Genomic DNA, 13,970 nt, shown 5'->3' on the forward strand with positions numbered 1-13,970 from the left:
GCTACCTCAGCTTGCTGCGGATCTCGATGACGCGGGCGATGCTGCGAGCCACTTCCACGCCCACATGCCAGCTGCTCTTCTCGTACAGCACGTTGCCGCCCACCATGGTCATGAGCACGTCGGAACCGTTGCAGGCGTTGACCACGGCCGAGACCGGGTCGGTTGCCGGGGTCTGGTGCGAGCCGGACAGGTCGACGGCGATGACGTCGGCCAGCTTGCCCACTTCCAGGCTGCCCACCTTGTCGTCCATGCGCAGCGCGCGGGCGCCGCCGATGGTGGCCATCTCCAGCATGGTGGAGGACTTCATGAAGCTGCGCGGGTTCACGGCGCGCTGGATGAGCATACCGATGTGCATCTCCGAGATCATGTCGGTGGAGTCGGTGGCGGCGGGGCTGTCGGTGCCCAGGCCCACGCGCAGGCCGTTGTTCAGGAACTCGGCGAGCGGGGCCACGCCCATGCCCAGCTGGGCGTTGATGCGAGGGCAGCTGGCCACGGAGACGTCGTACTCCTTGAGCTTGGCCACGTCATGGTCGTCGACGTAGACGCCATGCACCATCATAACGTTGTCGCTCTCGAACGCGCCCCAGTTCAGCACGTAGTTGACCGGCGTGGTGCCCGTGGGCAGCCACGGCGGGACCTCCACGTAGCAGCGCGTGGTGTCCATGGAGTGGACGGAGAAGGGCGAGGAGCCGTAGCGCACGAAATCGCACTCCTCGCGGTCGCCGGCCAGGCGCAGCGCCACGGGGAGGTTCTCCTTGGAGGCGAGCTGGGCGACCTTGCGGAAGATCTCCGGGTTGCAGGTGAACAGCGACGACGGGGCCAGGCCGACGGCAAGACGGTCGGAATCGACCTCCTCCTGCCAATGGGCGATATCGTTCTCGGCCTGGTGCATGGCGAAGCCGACGCGACGGCGGTCCATGGCGCCCACCTCGCGGTAGACGACGCCGCGCATACCCAGCTTCTGCATGGCGGTGCAGCTGGCGCCCGACGTGGTGATGTCGGCCACGGTGGTGATGCCGCTGGACAGCGACTCGAGGCCGCCCAGAATGGCCGAATCATACCAATCCGCCACGTCCATCTTAGCGGACAGCTCGCGCATGGTCATGATCCAGGTGGCATAAGGGACATCGTGGACGATGCCGCGCATGACCGCGTTCTCCAGGTGGGTGTGCAGGTCGACGAAGCCGGGCAGGATTGCCGCCTGGCCGAAATCGGAGACCTCCTCATCGGGATAGCGCAACTTGAGCATGGCGGCGTCGCCGACGTCGCGGATGGCGCCGTCGCGAACGAGCACCGCACCGTTGTGAATGGGTTCCGACGTGATGGGAAGCACGTACTGCGCGCACAAAAGCATGGGCTGCCTCGCTTGTTCCGTGATTTGCAAGTAAACACGTATGATAGCACCGATGAGCGCCCCGGCGGAGCTTCCACGAAAGCAACGCGGCGAGCGGCGCGGGGAGGGGCGCGGGCTTGAGGGCCCAGGCCGCAAGCCCGATGAACAGGGGGGGGACGGAGGTGTGTTCATCCGCGGGCTGCGGAGGCTCGTTCGCCACCTATTACTTTAAGGGCAGCGTTGCAGTGAACACGGTGCCTTCGGCCTGCGTGCTGGCGACCGACAGGTTGCCGCCGTGCTCCTCGGCGATGGCCCGCGCGATGGCAAGCCCCAGGCCGTGCCCGCCGGCGCCGCCCGTGCGCGCCTTGTCCGCGCGGTAAAAGCGATCAAACACGTGAGGAAGGTCCTCGGGCGATATGGGCGCGCCGGTGTTGCGCACCGCAAGCCTCGCCTGCTTTCCCGAGCGCGAAAGCGCCACGTCCACCGCTCCCCCGTCGTCGACGTACTTGCAAGCGTTGTCGATGAGCGTGCCCGCCAAACGGCGCAGCCGCTGCTCGTTGCCGCGCAGCTCGATGCCGGGCTCCACCTGCGATTCCAGCCTCACACCGCGCTCGAACGCCACCGATTCGAACTGCAGGACCTCGCCTTCGATGACGTCGGACAGGTCGACCTCCTCGAATGCCGGACGGGCGGCGCCGGATTGCGCGGCGGCCTCCTCCTCGTCCATCTTCGCCAACGTGAGCAAATCGCCCACCAGGCCTTGCATGGCCTCGGCCTCGTGCTGCGTGCTCTCGAGCCACTGGCTTTGGCTTGCCACGCTGCGCTCGGGATGCTCGAGCGCGATGGACGTGTTGGCAAGGATGACGGTGAGCGGGGTCTTCAGGTCGTGCGACGCGTCCGCCACGAAGCGGCGCTGCTGCGTCCAGGCGCGGGCGACGGGACGCAGCGCCCAGCGGCTGAAGAACAGGCTGATGACGAGGAACACGGCCAGCGTCCCAACCTCCACCACGGCAAGCGTTGCCGCCAGGGCACGCCAGCCGCTCGCGCTGCCCATGTCGGCGAACGCCAGATACATGACGCCGCCCGCCTGGCGCTTCACATAGAACAGGCCCAGGTCGGACAGGCTGCCGAAGCCCTCGTCGGCGCCGGCGAGTTGTTCGCCGGCCTGCTCGAGCACATCCTGGCTGATGGATGCCGTGTTATAGCGGCCGAGCGCGGTCATGGCCCCGTCCGCGGACACGGAGAACAACGCCACGGGGATGACCTGCCCCCCGCTGCGCTCACGCCCGCCGATGGTCGGCGGCGCGGGCTGCTCCCCGTCGAGCGCGGGCTGGCCATCGGCCGATTCCGGCTGGCCTTCGCCCGGCGTGTCCTTCCCCATCTGCCTGCTCTGATGCTCGGAGGCCTGCGCGATGGCCTGGTTGAGCGCACCGTCGACCGTGGCGACGCTTTGCCGATGGTTCACCACGCAGATGGCCGCGAAGACCACCGTCAGCACAACGGCGACGGTGGCCATGTTCAACGCTATGAACTTGATGCGGAGCTTTTTCAGCATAGGATGGCCGCCTTAGGCCGCGGCGCCATCGGCGGCGAAACGGTAGCCCGCCTTGCGGATAGTCTCGATGCACGCTTGCGAGCCCAAGAAGCGCATCTTCTTGCGCAGGAAGCTGACGTATGCCTCGACGTTGTTGTCCTCAGCGCTTGACTCCACGCCCCACACACGCTCGATGAGCAGCTCCTTCGACACCACCTGCCCCGCGTTGCTCATAAGCACCTTCGCCAGGGAAAACTCCTTGAACGACAGGTGGATGGTCTTCTGCCCGCACGTCAGGTCGTAGCTTTCCAGGTTCAGCGAAAGATCGCCCGCATCGAGCTTCTCGAAGATCACCTCGCCCTGGCGGCGCGTGAGGGCGCGCAGGTGCGCCAGCAGCTCGGCGGGGCTGAAAGGCTTGGTCATGTAGTCATCGGCGCCGCTGTCCAGACCGGTGATCTTGTCGGGCACGGCATCGCGCGCGGTGAGCAGCAGCACCGGTGTGCTCACGTTCTTGCGGCGCAATTCGGTCACTACCGTGAAACCGTCCATTTTGGGAAGCATGACGTCCAGGATGACCACATCGTAGATGCCGCTTTCGGCATAGGCCAGCCCGTCGGCGCCGTTGTGCACCACGTCGGTGCCGTAGCCGCTCTCCTCCAGGATGTGCGCCAGCGCGCGGGCAAGCCGCACGTCGTCTTCCACGATGAGGATATGCATGGTGTGCCTTCCGTCGATTCCCGAACCCGCACCGCAGGGCGCAGGCATGCATTCTTTCAATCAACAGTATACGGCGCAGCCTGAAAACGGGCTTAAAGAACGGGGCCGCCCCGAAGGACGGCCCCGTGCGCGGAAGCTATGGGATAGGATTTAGCGCTCGTAGACCTGATCGCAGCCGAGCAGGTCCTTCATGGTATGCCAGATCTGGTGCGGATCGCCCACGGGATGCGCAGGCGGCTTCATCTCGTAGCGCTCCACCGCGCCCGAGAGCAGGTCGACGGCGAACACCTCGTCGGAGAGCGTGAGCGCCTGCTGCGGGCAAATATCCGTGCAGCAGCGGCATTTCACGCAATCGCCGGGGAAATGCTCCACGCCGAACGTCCCATCCTCATCGGTAAACTTGCTGATGGCTCCCGTCGGGCAGAACGTCGCGCACATCTGGCAGCTGTTGCATTTGTCCGGGTCGATGATGACGTGACCCCACAGACGCGTCTCGATCATGACGTCCTGCGGCTCGCCTAGGCTTGACAGGCTGTTCAGCAGAAGCTCGCGGCGATCGGGGATGAAGTGCGGCAGCGTGCCGTCCTCCATCACCTTCTGAAAGCGCGATTCGGGCTTCTCCTCGATACCGAGCGTTTCCTTCACGGCGTAGTCGGCGGTGGCGCCGGCGGCGGCTTTCGCCTCGGAGCCCACCTCCGCGAAGAATCTGCGCTTGCCGGCATCGAAGCTGGATTTGCCCTCAAGGCGCACCTGGTGCGGGAACTTCGACGCCAAATCGATGCGCGTGTCGCTGTTCCATGTTTCCAGCAGCGTATTGGCGGTGTCGCGCACCTGCTCGGCCATATGGAACCCGGTAGCGTGCTCGCAGGAGGCGCACTTGCCCTCGACCAGGCTGACATGCTTGGCGCCGGCCACCGCCAGGGTGACCAGCAGGCTTTCCTCCACGCGCCCAAGGCACGTGACGGGCACGACTTTCTCCAGGTCAAGCAACCCTTCCGCAGCGTTCACGATTTGCTCGCACGCGATGACGACCTCCCCATCAGCGGCGCGCATGGCCTGGATGCAGCGATGCAGCAGCTCGGCGTCGTTAGGACGATGGGCCTCGAGCGCGCACGTGGGGCACACAGTTGCGCACGTGCCGCAGCCGATGCACTTCTCCGGCGAGACGATCAGCTCGTTGTCGTTATAGGAAATGCAGCCCGATGTGCACACCTCCGCGCATTTCATGCACGTGGCGTTGCGATTGCGCACAACGGCGCAGCGGTTCTGATGAACCGTGATATCGGCGCTCTGAAGTTTTTCGAGCAGACCGAGGAAATTCTTGGCACTTGGCATTGCTGCCCCTTTCTCGTCTACCCCCTTGCAATTGGTTAGTATAGCCGTTCGCCTACGAGAACGCACCGGCGGCGGCGTCGAACTCGCGCACGGAGCCGTCGGCGTACTCGATGCCCCAGGTGCCGTAGTCCACGTCGAACGCAGGCAGATCGGGAATGGCGAAGGCGGGCTCGGCGGCATCGGCGACCTCGGCCTGCGCTTCAGCGGCAACGTCGGCAGCATCAGCCGCCTGCTCGGCGGTGGCGCTTGCCGGCTCAGCCTGATCAGATGCCTGACCTGCGGATTCGCCTTGTTCGGCGGCAACGGCGGCGGCTTCGGCCTGCGCCTGCTCGGCGGCTGCGAGCTGCGCTTCGTAGCTGGCGCGCGACGGGATGCGCACGCAAGCGATATCCTGCCCCAGCGCACCGGCGTTCATGAGGTCGCGCACGCGCTCCACCATGTCCACCCCGTCGGCGGGAAACGACGAATCGGAGCCCGTCTTCACCGCAATGAGCGCGTTGTCGCCGAACTCCAATTCAAGCCAGTGATACGGAAACGCCGGCTGACCGTTTTCGGCGCGAACGTTGTTGGCGGCCGTGATGGTGTTGGACACCTTCGAGAACATGTTGTGCAGCCACTTGGGCATGACGCCCTCCCATAGCCGCTGCGCGGCTTCGTCTGACTTGTCCCAGTAGGCACGATGCAGCTTGATCATGAAGCGCATCACGTTCTCCGGGCGCTGCCCGTCTACCGGCTTGTGCGCCTGCACAAGCGACGGCGCCACATAGGAGTACGAGCGTTTGATATCGGAGACGCACTCGTCGTTGAATAAACGTTCGTCCAGGTCCATGCGAAGAATCAAAGAGGGTCGAATAAAAGCGGTCATGGCTTCAGCTTCCTTTCTCCAAACCAAAGCGGGCCGGCGCACGTCCCCACGCGGCCAGGTCCGTCGTCCACTTGCATTCTTCCCCAAACCCCGCCGCGCAGTATGGCGCAACCCTCCGCGCATTGTCAAACGCGGGTTTGCGACCGCACATCCGGCGCAAAGCGCAACGGGCGGGCCGCACGCCTATGGCGCCAGCCGGGCCCGCGACGCGCCGTGAGCGCTCGCCTGGAGTTGCGGCAAATCGCTGCAAACCCGCCGCGCGAAGACGCATCTATCCTCAAATTCGAATAACCGGACGCGGAAAATCGGGCCTTGACACCGCCGTTGCGGCGCGCATATCATCGTCGCGGGGAGTCCGCCGGCGCACCGGATGCGTGCGGCAGACATTGTTTGCAAAAAGTCGGAGCTTCAGGGGTGAAGTTCCCGGAGTCGGTCTTACGGGCCGGCACTGTAGCGTCATGCCAGAAGGCAGGCGCTTGTTTTGTTGCTAGCAATGTCTGGGAGGGGCGGAGCATGTCTGATTCCACTTTCGATCTATCCTTTGATTCCGAGCTCGACGAGTTCGACCCGCTGGAGGACACCGGCGCGGACGACGATGAGAACGAGGGCGGCGATTACACCGCCATCAGCTCGGCGACCGATGCACCCGCACAGCAGCTCGAGGCCGAAAGCGATAACCGCACGCCTGCCGAGCGCATCGACGATCTGTTCAAATCCATGGCCCCGCGCCGCAAGGTGCTGCTGGGCATCCTGTCCTTCGTGCAAGAGCCGCAAACCGCCGAGGCCGTGAACGCCCACGTCGACGAGCTGCAGCAGGACAACTTCAGCGTCTATACCGCCGCCAACTTGTGCAACCTGCTCGAGCGCGCCGGCGCCATCGAGCGCATCACCGCCGACGGCCAACCCGCCGACGATACGGAAAACGATCCCAAGACCGTGGTCGTGGACGGCGTGGAGTACCTGGAAGCCGCCGAACCCGTTGAGGTGTTCTGGCGTATCACCGAGCCTGGCCAGGCAAAACTTGATTCCGACAAACCCACCGAGCGCCTGCGCGCCCTGCTTGAGGAGGACGCGGCGTACGCGGTCATCTACAAGCGCATCCTCGCGCTGTGCGCAGCCGAAAACGGCGCTGCCACCCCGGTCATCAACGGCAAGGTCGACAACGACCCGCTGGTGCAAAAGCCCCGCCTGTACGCCCCGCATTTCGTGGACAAGCTGGAGCAATGCGACGCGCTGGAATGGCGCAAGGCCTGGTTCACCACCGAAACGGGAAAGCAGGGCCTGGAAATGCTGGCAGATGTCGTGGACGGGTCCGCGGCCGATTCCAAGGAGGACTAACCATGACCGAGAACGCCAACACCGCCGCAGAGCAGGCTTCCATGGACGAGCTGATCAAGCTGATCGAACAGCGCGCCGCAACGTACGGCCTGCTCAGCCGCCTGTTCCGTGTGGAAGTCGACCAGGAGCTGCTTGACGAGCTGCACGGCATGCGCTTCCCCGCCTCCACGGGCAACGCCGACGTGGACGAGGGCTACCTGCGCCTGGCGAAGTACCTGTCCAACACCTGGGAGAACAGCTTGACCGACCTAGCCGTGGACTACACCCGCGTGTTCATCGGCCACGGCGTGGACGCCTACAGCGCCGCCTACCCATTCGAAAGCGTGTACACCTCCGAGAAGCGCCTGCTCATGCAGGATGCCCGCGACGAGGTGCTGGCCATCTACCGCTCCGCCGGCCTTGACAAGAAGAACAGCTGGAAGGAAGGCGAGGACCACGTAGCTCTGGAGCTGGAGTTCGAGCAGGTGCTTGTCAACCGTACCGCCGAGGCGCTGCGCAAGGGCGACGAGGAGGAAGCCGCCGCGCTGCTGACCACGCAGAAAAACTTCCTGGAAGACCATCTGCTGTCGTGGGTTCCCATGATGACTGCCGACATGAAGCGTTTCGCGAAAACCGACCTCTATCAGGGCCTTGCCTATCTCACCGACGGGTTCCTGAATACCGATAAGGCGTTTTTGGACGATGTTTTGACCGAGGACGAGTAACGAGGCATCGCCCGCCGACGCGCTTCGAAGCCAGCGCGTCGGCGGTTTTGCACCGCCAGGCTTCCCGACGCGGAGGGCGTCGGATACGGGGAGGCCAGCATCGGGCGCGAGCGAAAGAAGGAGAGATGGACAACACGGACAACCGCACGGACCTGCCCGAAGGCCGCGCGGAACAGACGAGGAGGGCGGCCGACGAGGCGCAAGCGCAGACCGCCGCGGGGAAGCAGGCGAAGACCGGCGGCATGACGCGCCGCACGCTGTGCCTAGGCATCGGCGGCGCCGCAGTGATGCTCGGCCTGGGCGGGCTGAAGATGGCGAACCCGCAGGCGATCGTCCGACCTCCGGGAGGACAGGACGAGGATCGCCTGATCAGCGCCTGCATCCGCTGCGAGAAATGCTACGAGATCTGCCCGCGTGACGTCATCCGTCCGGCGCACATCGAGGGCGGCATCCTAAACATGCGCACGCCGACGTTCGATTTCAGCGACGGCTACTGCGATTGGTGCACCGAGGAGAACGGTGGCACGCCGCTGTGCGTCTCGGCCTGCCCCACGCGCGCGCTGGAGCTGCCGGCGGGCGCCACGAAGGAGAACACCATCATCGGCAAAGCCGTCATCAACACCGACTGGTGCCTAGCATACAAGCTGATCGGCTGCCGATTCTGCTACGACGCGTGCCCGTACAGGGCCATAACGCTTGACGACGAGAACCGTCCCGTGGTGCTGGACAACAAGTGCAACGGCTGCGGAGCCTGCGAAAGCGTGTGCGTATCGCTGCAAAACGGTTCCATTTCCGAGGGCGCCACTTCGCGCGCCATCATCATCAAGCCGCTTGACCAGGTAGAAAGGTAAGGTGCGGTCATGAAACGCAATTCAAAGACGCTGCGCACCATTGCCGCGCTCGCCATCGTCGCCATCGTGTTCGTGGGCTTTTTGACGAACCTGGGCATCGGCACCATTTCGGCACCGGGCATCTGGGACATCTCCATCCTCTGCCCGCTGGGCGCCCTGGGCACCATGCTTGCCAGCAAGATGATGGTGCCGCGCGCCATGGTGTCGCTAGTCATCATGGTGGCGCTCATCATCGTGTTCGCCCGCGCGTTCTGCGGATGGATGTGCCCCGTTCCCCTGGTGCAGAAGCTGCGCGGCGTATTCACCAAGCCCGAGAAGCAGACGAAGGCCGGGAAGGCAAAGGCCGTGAAACAGGCAGACGCTAAGGCGGCCGAGGCCGCAGCCGACATCGCTCCGCTGACCGAGGACGAGAAGGCGGCGCTGGCAACCGGCTGCGAGAAGGACTCGAAGGGCCTGTCCGGCTGCGCAAGCTGCGCGAAGAAGCGCGGCGAGGCCGTGGATGCCCGCCACTTCGTGCTGGGCGGCGCGCTGTTGTCCACGTTCATCTTCGGCTTCCCGGTGTTTTGCCTGGTATGCCCCATCGGGCTGACCTTCGCCACCATCCTGCTGCTGGTGAACCTGTTCGCGCAAGGCGACGTGACGTGGTCGCTCATCGTGGTGCCCGCCATCTTGGTCGCCGAGGTGCTGCTGTTCAAAAAGTGGTGCCATAAGCTGTGCCCGCTTTCGGCGTTCATGAGCCTGATCGCCAAGCTGAACCGCACGTTCAAGCCCACCATCGACAACGCGAAGTGCCTGGAAACGGCACAGGGCAAGAAGTGCGGTGCTTGCGGTCGCGCCTGCGAGGAGGGCATCGACCCGCGCCATCCCGAGCTGTCCGAGGCTGCGTGGAGCGAATGCACGAAGTGCCGCTCGTGCGTGGACGCCTGCCCGGCGCACGCGATCAGCATGCCGCTGATCGCCAAGAAAGGCGAACCCGTCTCGCTGGTGGAAAACGAGAAGTAGCCGGCAAGCGGATACGGCAAACGCGCACGTTGCGGCGCGAGGAACGCAACACGGGAACAGCCGGGCGCGCATCGCGCCCGGCCTCCCGGGCAGAGGGTGGCCTAGCAAGGGTTTTGGGGATGGACCACCTTCTGCCCGGGAGCGGCGCCTCTTCACCCTCCCCTCCCTCCCCACTTCAGAAGATGCCGCCACTCCCTCTTTCAACCTGAGAAGCCGAAGCGGGCAACCTCCTCACCCGCTTCGGCGCAAACCCCCTCACCGTCCAACAAGCTGGCGGAAGGGGCCCGGGAACAGCAACGACCCGTCGGCGTATCGTCGAGGGCAGCGCGCTCCGACCCGCTTGGCGGGCAAGATCGCGAACGCATATATAAATAGGTAAGGGATAACGGCTGGGAGGTCGGATATGATCCAGGATATTTCGCACATCAAGGCAACGCGCATCGTCGGCGGCGTGGGCTGCGGCAAAACACAGCAGCTGATCGAGCGCGTATGCTCGCTGCTTTCGGGCGGCGAAAAGGCAGGGAACGTGCTGGTGCTGTGCGCCACGCCGCAGGCATGCGAGTCGTTCACGCTGCGCCTGAACGCCGCTGGCGAAGAAGCCGGCGTGAACGCCGATGAGATCGCGGTGACCACGCCGCGCGCCTTAGCGCTCGAGGTGCTCTCAGATGCCGAAGCGGTGCGCTGGTCAGGCCGCGAGCCGCGTCTGCTCACCGCCTACGAGGAGCTGTTCCTGCTCGAAGATATGAAGGTGAGCGGCCTGCGCCCCAAGCGCCTGCGCGAGATGCTGAAGTTCTTCTACCGCAGCTGGACCGAGCTTGCCGATGACGATCCGAACTGGCTTTTGCCCGGTGAGGAGTCCAACGTACACACGCTGCTGAAGGACAACCTGGCCCTCACGCGCAGCATCGTCGAGCCCGAAGCGGGCAATCTGGCGGTGAATTACCTGCGCGGCCACGCCGGCGCGGTTACCGCCCATTCGTTCGCCCACGTGCTGGTAGACGACTATCAGCGCATCAGCAAGACGTCGCAGCTGCTTGCCGGCCTGATGGCGACCGAAACGCTCACCATCGCCGGCGACCGCACCGCCTGTGTACAGGTCTATGACAGCTACCCCTATGCCGCAGGCTTGGACGAGTTCATGGACGAGCGCGAAGGAGCGGAGGATATCGAGCTGTCCGCATGCCATGCTTGCGCAGCTGGAGCTGCAGCTGCGTCCAAATTACTTGCCGACCCCGCCATGCAGTCGATCGCGTTCCATGCTGCGGAAGACATCGTCGCAGGTCAGACGGTTGTGCTGGAAAGCCAACTGCCCGAAAACGAATTCGGCGCCGTTGCGCGCTTCGCTGCCGAAACCGTGGCGGCCGGAACGAACCCCGCCGACATCGTGGTTGCGACGCCTAACGGCGTGTGGAGCCGCAACATGGTGAAGGCCCTGCTAGCCGCGAAGGTTCCCGCTCAGGCGCTGACCGATCGCCAGCCGGTGCGCGGCGACATCCGCGACAACGAGCGCTGCGTGCCCGCCCACGTGCTGACGGCGCTCGACCTGGTGGCCGATCCCGAAAACGCGCTTGCATGGCGCTGCTGGTGCGGATACGGCGATTGGCTGACCAACAGCTCCGCTATGGCGAATCTGCGCGCATATGCCGATGAGCACGATAAGGGCCTGGTGGAGGCCCTGCGCGATGTGCAGGATAGCGCGCTGGCCGCGAACGAGGGCGACGCCGATCGCGTAGTGGGCGCCAAGCGCGTTGCCGACGCACGCGAAGCGGGCCTTGCACTCATCGAATCCGCAGCCGGGCTCGAAGGCACGGCACTGCTGGACAAGCTTGCCGAGCTGGTCACGGGCCAGGAAGGCGCAACGGCGCCGGGCATCGTGAGCACGCTGTGCCTGGGCGAGCAGGATAACTCCGCAGCCGCCATGGCCAAGCGCTTCCGCAACCGCCTGCTGGCGCCCCGCATCGATGCCGCAAGCGCCGTCCAGGCGGTCCCCTACGACCAAGTCGCGGGGCTTTCGCCGAAAGTGCTGATCATCAGCGGTTTCGTGAACGGGTTCATCCCCTGCCGCGAATACTTCGACAGCGCCGAGATGCCCTTGGACAAGCAGGAGAAGGAGCACGCGAAGGACGCGCGCCGCGTGTACGCCATGGCAGGAAAGGCAAGCGAGCAGCTGGTGATTTCCCGCTTCACCACCACCAGCCTGGAAACCGCCGGCGTCATGAAGCTGCACATCGGCCGCATCCGCCTGCAAGACGGCAAGCGCATGTGCGCCATCGAGCCCAGCGACTTCATCGAGCAGCTGGCATAAAAAGGTTGGCCGAGAACCATCCCGATAGCTCATTGAGCGCGCAAAGCACCGCACCCCGCCTCGTGGACGTGAGCGCAAACTCAAGTAAACGCAAAAAGCCCCGCACAATGAAGTAGACCCCAAAAGTGCAGTGAACCCCTATAGTTGGACAGGCAATGTTCTGCTTCTCCTATAGGGGTCTTCTGCGTTAGGGGGTTGATTTGCTGAGCAAGGATTACTCCGCCGAGTTCAAACAGCGCTTTGCGGATAGATACGCCGATGGCGCGACCATCACCATGCTGCAGCACGAGTTCGGCCTCACGAAGTCAACCGTGAAGCTTTGGAGGGAGAGGATCGACCAAGGCGGCGTCGGGGCTATAGACAGGCCGAGGAAGAACAACCGCTATCCCCGGGAGTTCAAGCTTCGCGTCGTAGAAGCCTATCTCCGCGGCGAGGGCGACTACAAAGCCCTCGCCCTCGAGCATGGCGTGCGCAACAGCGCGCAGATACGGGACTGGGTGAAGCGGTACCGGGAGGGAGGCGAGGACGCCCTCGTCGTCCATCCATCGGGGCGAAGGAGGAAGGAGCCCGCGAGCGAGGAGACCCTCGAGCAGCGGTGCGCCCGCCTCGAGATGGAGGTGGAGATCTTAAAACGAATGGCCGCCTCGGCGACGGACCTCTCGGCAGCAGGCGGAAGCACGAGATAGTGAAGTCGCTGAGGCGGGAATATCCGCTCTCCACGCTCCTGAAGCTCATGGGGATGTCGCGCTCCACCTACTATTACCACGAGGCGAACCCTCCCTCCGACAGGCAGGCGGCCGAGCGGCCGGCCATAGTGGAGATATGCGAGAAATCCCAGTTCAGATACGGATACCGACGCGTTGCCGACACGTTGCGCAAAGCGACCGGCGTTCGCATCGCCGACAAGACGGTGCTCAAGGTCATGCGCGAGGAGGGGGTGCTGTGCCGGACCCGCAGACGCAGGAAGTACCGCTCCTACATGGGCCAGGTCGGGAAGTCCTCCCCGAACCTGCTGGCCCGCGACTTCGAGGCGGAGGGCCCGATGACCAAGCTGGTGACCGACGTCACCGAATTCAAGGTGGGCGGCACCAAGCTCTACCTCTCGCCCGTGGTCGACCTTTACAACGACGAGGTCGTCGCCTACTCGATATCCAGGTCCCCGAACATGAAGATGGTCCTCGAGATGCTGGCGGGCCTCGAGGGCAGGCTCGATGGCGAAGACGCCCCGTTGCTGCATTCGGACATGGGCTGGCAGTACCAGATGCCCGCCTACAGGCTCGCGCTCGAGCGGATGGGGATCGCCCAGTCCATGTCCCGCAAGGGAAACTGCCTCGACAACGCGAAGGCCGAGAACTTCTTCTCGATGGTCAAGACCGAGCTTTACTACGATTGGGAGGGAGACGACCCCGACATCTTCGAGAGGGATTTGGAGAAGTACATCGACTGGTACAACAACGTGCGCATCAAGAGACGCCTGGACGGAAGCAGCCCAGTCGAGTACAGGCTCGGCCGGGCCGCTTGATTCACTTCTTTTGCCGTTCAGGAAACGGGGTCCTTTGCAAAAGTTGGACGGTCGAAAATGAAATCGGAACGGGGCGAAAGCACTCGGAAGAGAAACTCTTCCGAGTGCTTTTCTGTTTAGGGAAGTAGTGGTGCTATATAAGACCCAGAGCGGCCGTTTGCGCGAAGCAAGACGTAACGGCGCCGCCCCAGCGGACATAGTCAAACGCCCGGCGCCCTGGATGGATAGATGCCGGGTCGATTACGGGTGAGGGAAGGAATCAGGCCGCTTCCAGAACTCCGAGGCGCTGGGCCTGGTACTCCTCCGGCGCCAGCCCTCCAAGCGTCTCCTGGTAGCGCTTCGTGTTCCAGTAATAGATGTATTGGTCCAGCTCTTGCTCGAATTGCTCGAACGACTCGAAGCGCTGTCCCCAGTAGAGCTCGAAGCTCCTATGTATGTCAACTTGCTTTTTTCGCCTGAGATTT

Annotated in this window: 13 protein-coding genes; 7 read left to right on the plus strand and 6 right to left on the minus strand. The window is 64.1% G+C overall.

The window, feature by feature from the left end; translation table 11 throughout:
* Nucleotide 1: 1 nt before the first annotated feature.
* The 5 genes from DW178_RS09035 to DW178_RS09055 all read right to left on the minus strand — a co-directional run bounded on the left by DW178_RS09035 (nucleotide 2) and on the right by DW178_RS09055 (nucleotide 5,784).
* A complete protein-coding gene (locus tag DW178_RS09035) occupies nucleotides 2-1,354 on the minus strand; it encodes an amidohydrolase family protein (RefSeq protein WP_118350736.1) in 1,353 nt (450 codons plus the stop codon).
* 202 nt (nucleotides 1,355-1,556) lie between these two features.
* A complete protein-coding gene (locus tag DW178_RS09040; RefSeq protein WP_118350739.1) occupies nucleotides 1,557-2,888 on the minus strand; it encodes a sensor histidine kinase in 1,332 nt (443 codons plus the stop codon).
* Between the two features lie 12 nt (nucleotides 2,889-2,900).
* Nucleotides 2,901-3,584: a response regulator transcription factor gene (locus DW178_RS09045; protein WP_118350742.1), complete on the minus strand. Its 684-nt coding sequence runs from the start codon at nucleotides 3,582-3,584 to the stop codon at nucleotides 2,901-2,903.
* A gap of 150 nt (nucleotides 3,585-3,734) precedes the next feature.
* Nucleotides 3,735-4,919, minus strand: a complete 1,185-nt coding sequence (locus DW178_RS09050) for a 4Fe-4S binding protein (RefSeq protein ID WP_118350744.1) — start codon at nucleotides 4,917-4,919, stop codon at nucleotides 3,735-3,737.
* A gap of 52 nt (nucleotides 4,920-4,971) precedes the next feature.
* Nucleotides 4,972-5,784 (minus strand): hypothetical protein, encoded by an 813-nt coding sequence (locus tag DW178_RS09055; protein ID WP_147363854.1) that lies wholly within the window; start codon nucleotides 5,782-5,784, stop codon nucleotides 4,972-4,974.
* Between the two features lie 513 nt (nucleotides 5,785-6,297).
* Between DW178_RS09055 and DW178_RS09060 the strand changes: the two genes are divergently transcribed.
* The 7 genes from DW178_RS09060 to DW178_RS09085 all read left to right on the plus strand — a co-directional run bounded on the left by DW178_RS09060 (nucleotide 6,298) and on the right by DW178_RS09085 (nucleotide 13,506).
* A complete protein-coding gene (locus DW178_RS09060) occupies nucleotides 6,298-7,122 on the plus strand; it encodes a hypothetical protein (RefSeq protein ID WP_118350749.1) in 825 nt (274 codons plus the stop codon).
* A 2-nt stretch (nucleotides 7,123-7,124) separates the two neighbouring features.
* Nucleotides 7,125-7,826: a TorD/DmsD family molecular chaperone gene (locus DW178_RS09065; protein WP_118350751.1), complete on the plus strand. Its 702-nt coding sequence runs from the start codon at nucleotides 7,125-7,127 to the stop codon at nucleotides 7,824-7,826.
* A gap of 242 nt (nucleotides 7,827-8,068) precedes the next feature.
* The gene (locus tag DW178_RS09070; protein WP_118350770.1) at nucleotides 8,069-8,677 is read left to right on the plus strand and encodes a 4Fe-4S dicluster domain-containing protein; all 609 of its coding nucleotides are present in this window, start codon (nucleotides 8,069-8,071) and stop codon (nucleotides 8,675-8,677) included.
* A gap of 9 nt (nucleotides 8,678-8,686) precedes the next feature.
* A complete protein-coding gene (locus DW178_RS09075; protein ID WP_118350754.1) occupies nucleotides 8,687-9,679 on the plus strand; it encodes a 4Fe-4S binding protein in 993 nt (330 codons plus the stop codon).
* 403 nt (nucleotides 9,680-10,082) lie between these two features.
* Nucleotides 10,083-11,984: a DEAD/DEAH box helicase family protein gene (locus tag DW178_RS09080; protein ID WP_118350757.1), complete on the plus strand. Its 1,902-nt coding sequence runs from the start codon at nucleotides 10,083-10,085 to the stop codon at nucleotides 11,982-11,984.
* Between the two features lie 200 nt (nucleotides 11,985-12,184).
* The gene (locus tag DW178_RS11315; RefSeq protein WP_158574151.1) at nucleotides 12,185-12,670 is read left to right on the plus strand and encodes a helix-turn-helix domain-containing protein; all 486 of its coding nucleotides are present in this window, start codon (nucleotides 12,185-12,187) and stop codon (nucleotides 12,668-12,670) included.
* Nucleotides 12,670-13,506: an IS3 family transposase gene (locus tag DW178_RS09085; protein WP_158574154.1), complete on the plus strand. Its 837-nt coding sequence runs from the start codon at nucleotides 12,670-12,672 to the stop codon at nucleotides 13,504-13,506. The genes DW178_RS11315 and DW178_RS09085 overlap by 1 nt, the downstream gene beginning before the upstream one ends.
* 259 nt (nucleotides 13,507-13,765) lie before the next feature.
* On the opposite strand, the gene DW178_RS09090 is transcribed toward DW178_RS09085, so the two are convergent.
* A partial coding sequence (locus DW178_RS09090; RefSeq protein WP_147363855.1) for an IS3 family transposase occupies nucleotides 13,766-13,970 on the minus strand: 205 nt, incomplete at its 5' end.

This window comes from Eggerthella sp. AM16-19, from assembly GCF_003474385.1.
Lineage (GTDB): Bacteria > Actinomycetota > Coriobacteriia > Coriobacteriales > Eggerthellaceae > Senegalimassilia.

Bases quoted from the DNA above. Each gene is read 5' to 3' on its own strand.
- DW178_RS09070 (WP_118350770.1), top strand. From the start codon at position 8,069: ATGACGCGCCGCACGCTGTGCCTAGGCATCGGCGGCGCCGCAGTGATG.
- DW178_RS09040 (WP_118350739.1), bottom strand. From the start codon at position 2,888: ATGCTGAAAAAGCTCCGCATCAAGTTCATAGCGTTGAACATGGCCACC.
- DW178_RS09080 (WP_118350757.1), top strand. From the start codon at position 10,083: ATGATCCAGGATATTTCGCACATCAAGGCAACGCGCATCGTCGGCGGC.
- DW178_RS09060 (WP_118350749.1), top strand. From the start codon at position 6,298: ATGTCTGATTCCACTTTCGATCTATCCTTTGATTCCGAGCTCGACGAG.
- DW178_RS09055 (WP_147363854.1), bottom strand. From the start codon at position 5,784: ATGACCGCTTTTATTCGACCCTCTTTGATTCTTCGCATGGACCTGGAC.
- DW178_RS09075 (WP_118350754.1), top strand. From the start codon at position 8,687: ATGAAACGCAATTCAAAGACGCTGCGCACCATTGCCGCGCTCGCCATC.
- DW178_RS09065 (WP_118350751.1), top strand. From the start codon at position 7,125: ATGACCGAGAACGCCAACACCGCCGCAGAGCAGGCTTCCATGGACGAG.
- DW178_RS09050 (WP_118350744.1), bottom strand. From the start codon at position 4,919: ATGCCAAGTGCCAAGAATTTCCTCGGTCTGCTCGAAAAACTTCAGAGC.
- DW178_RS09045 (WP_118350742.1), bottom strand. From the start codon at position 3,584: ATGCATATCCTCATCGTGGAAGACGACGTGCGGCTTGCCCGCGCGCTG.
- DW178_RS09035 (WP_118350736.1), bottom strand. From the start codon at position 1,354: ATGCTTTTGTGCGCGCAGTACGTGCTTCCCATCACGTCGGAACCCATT.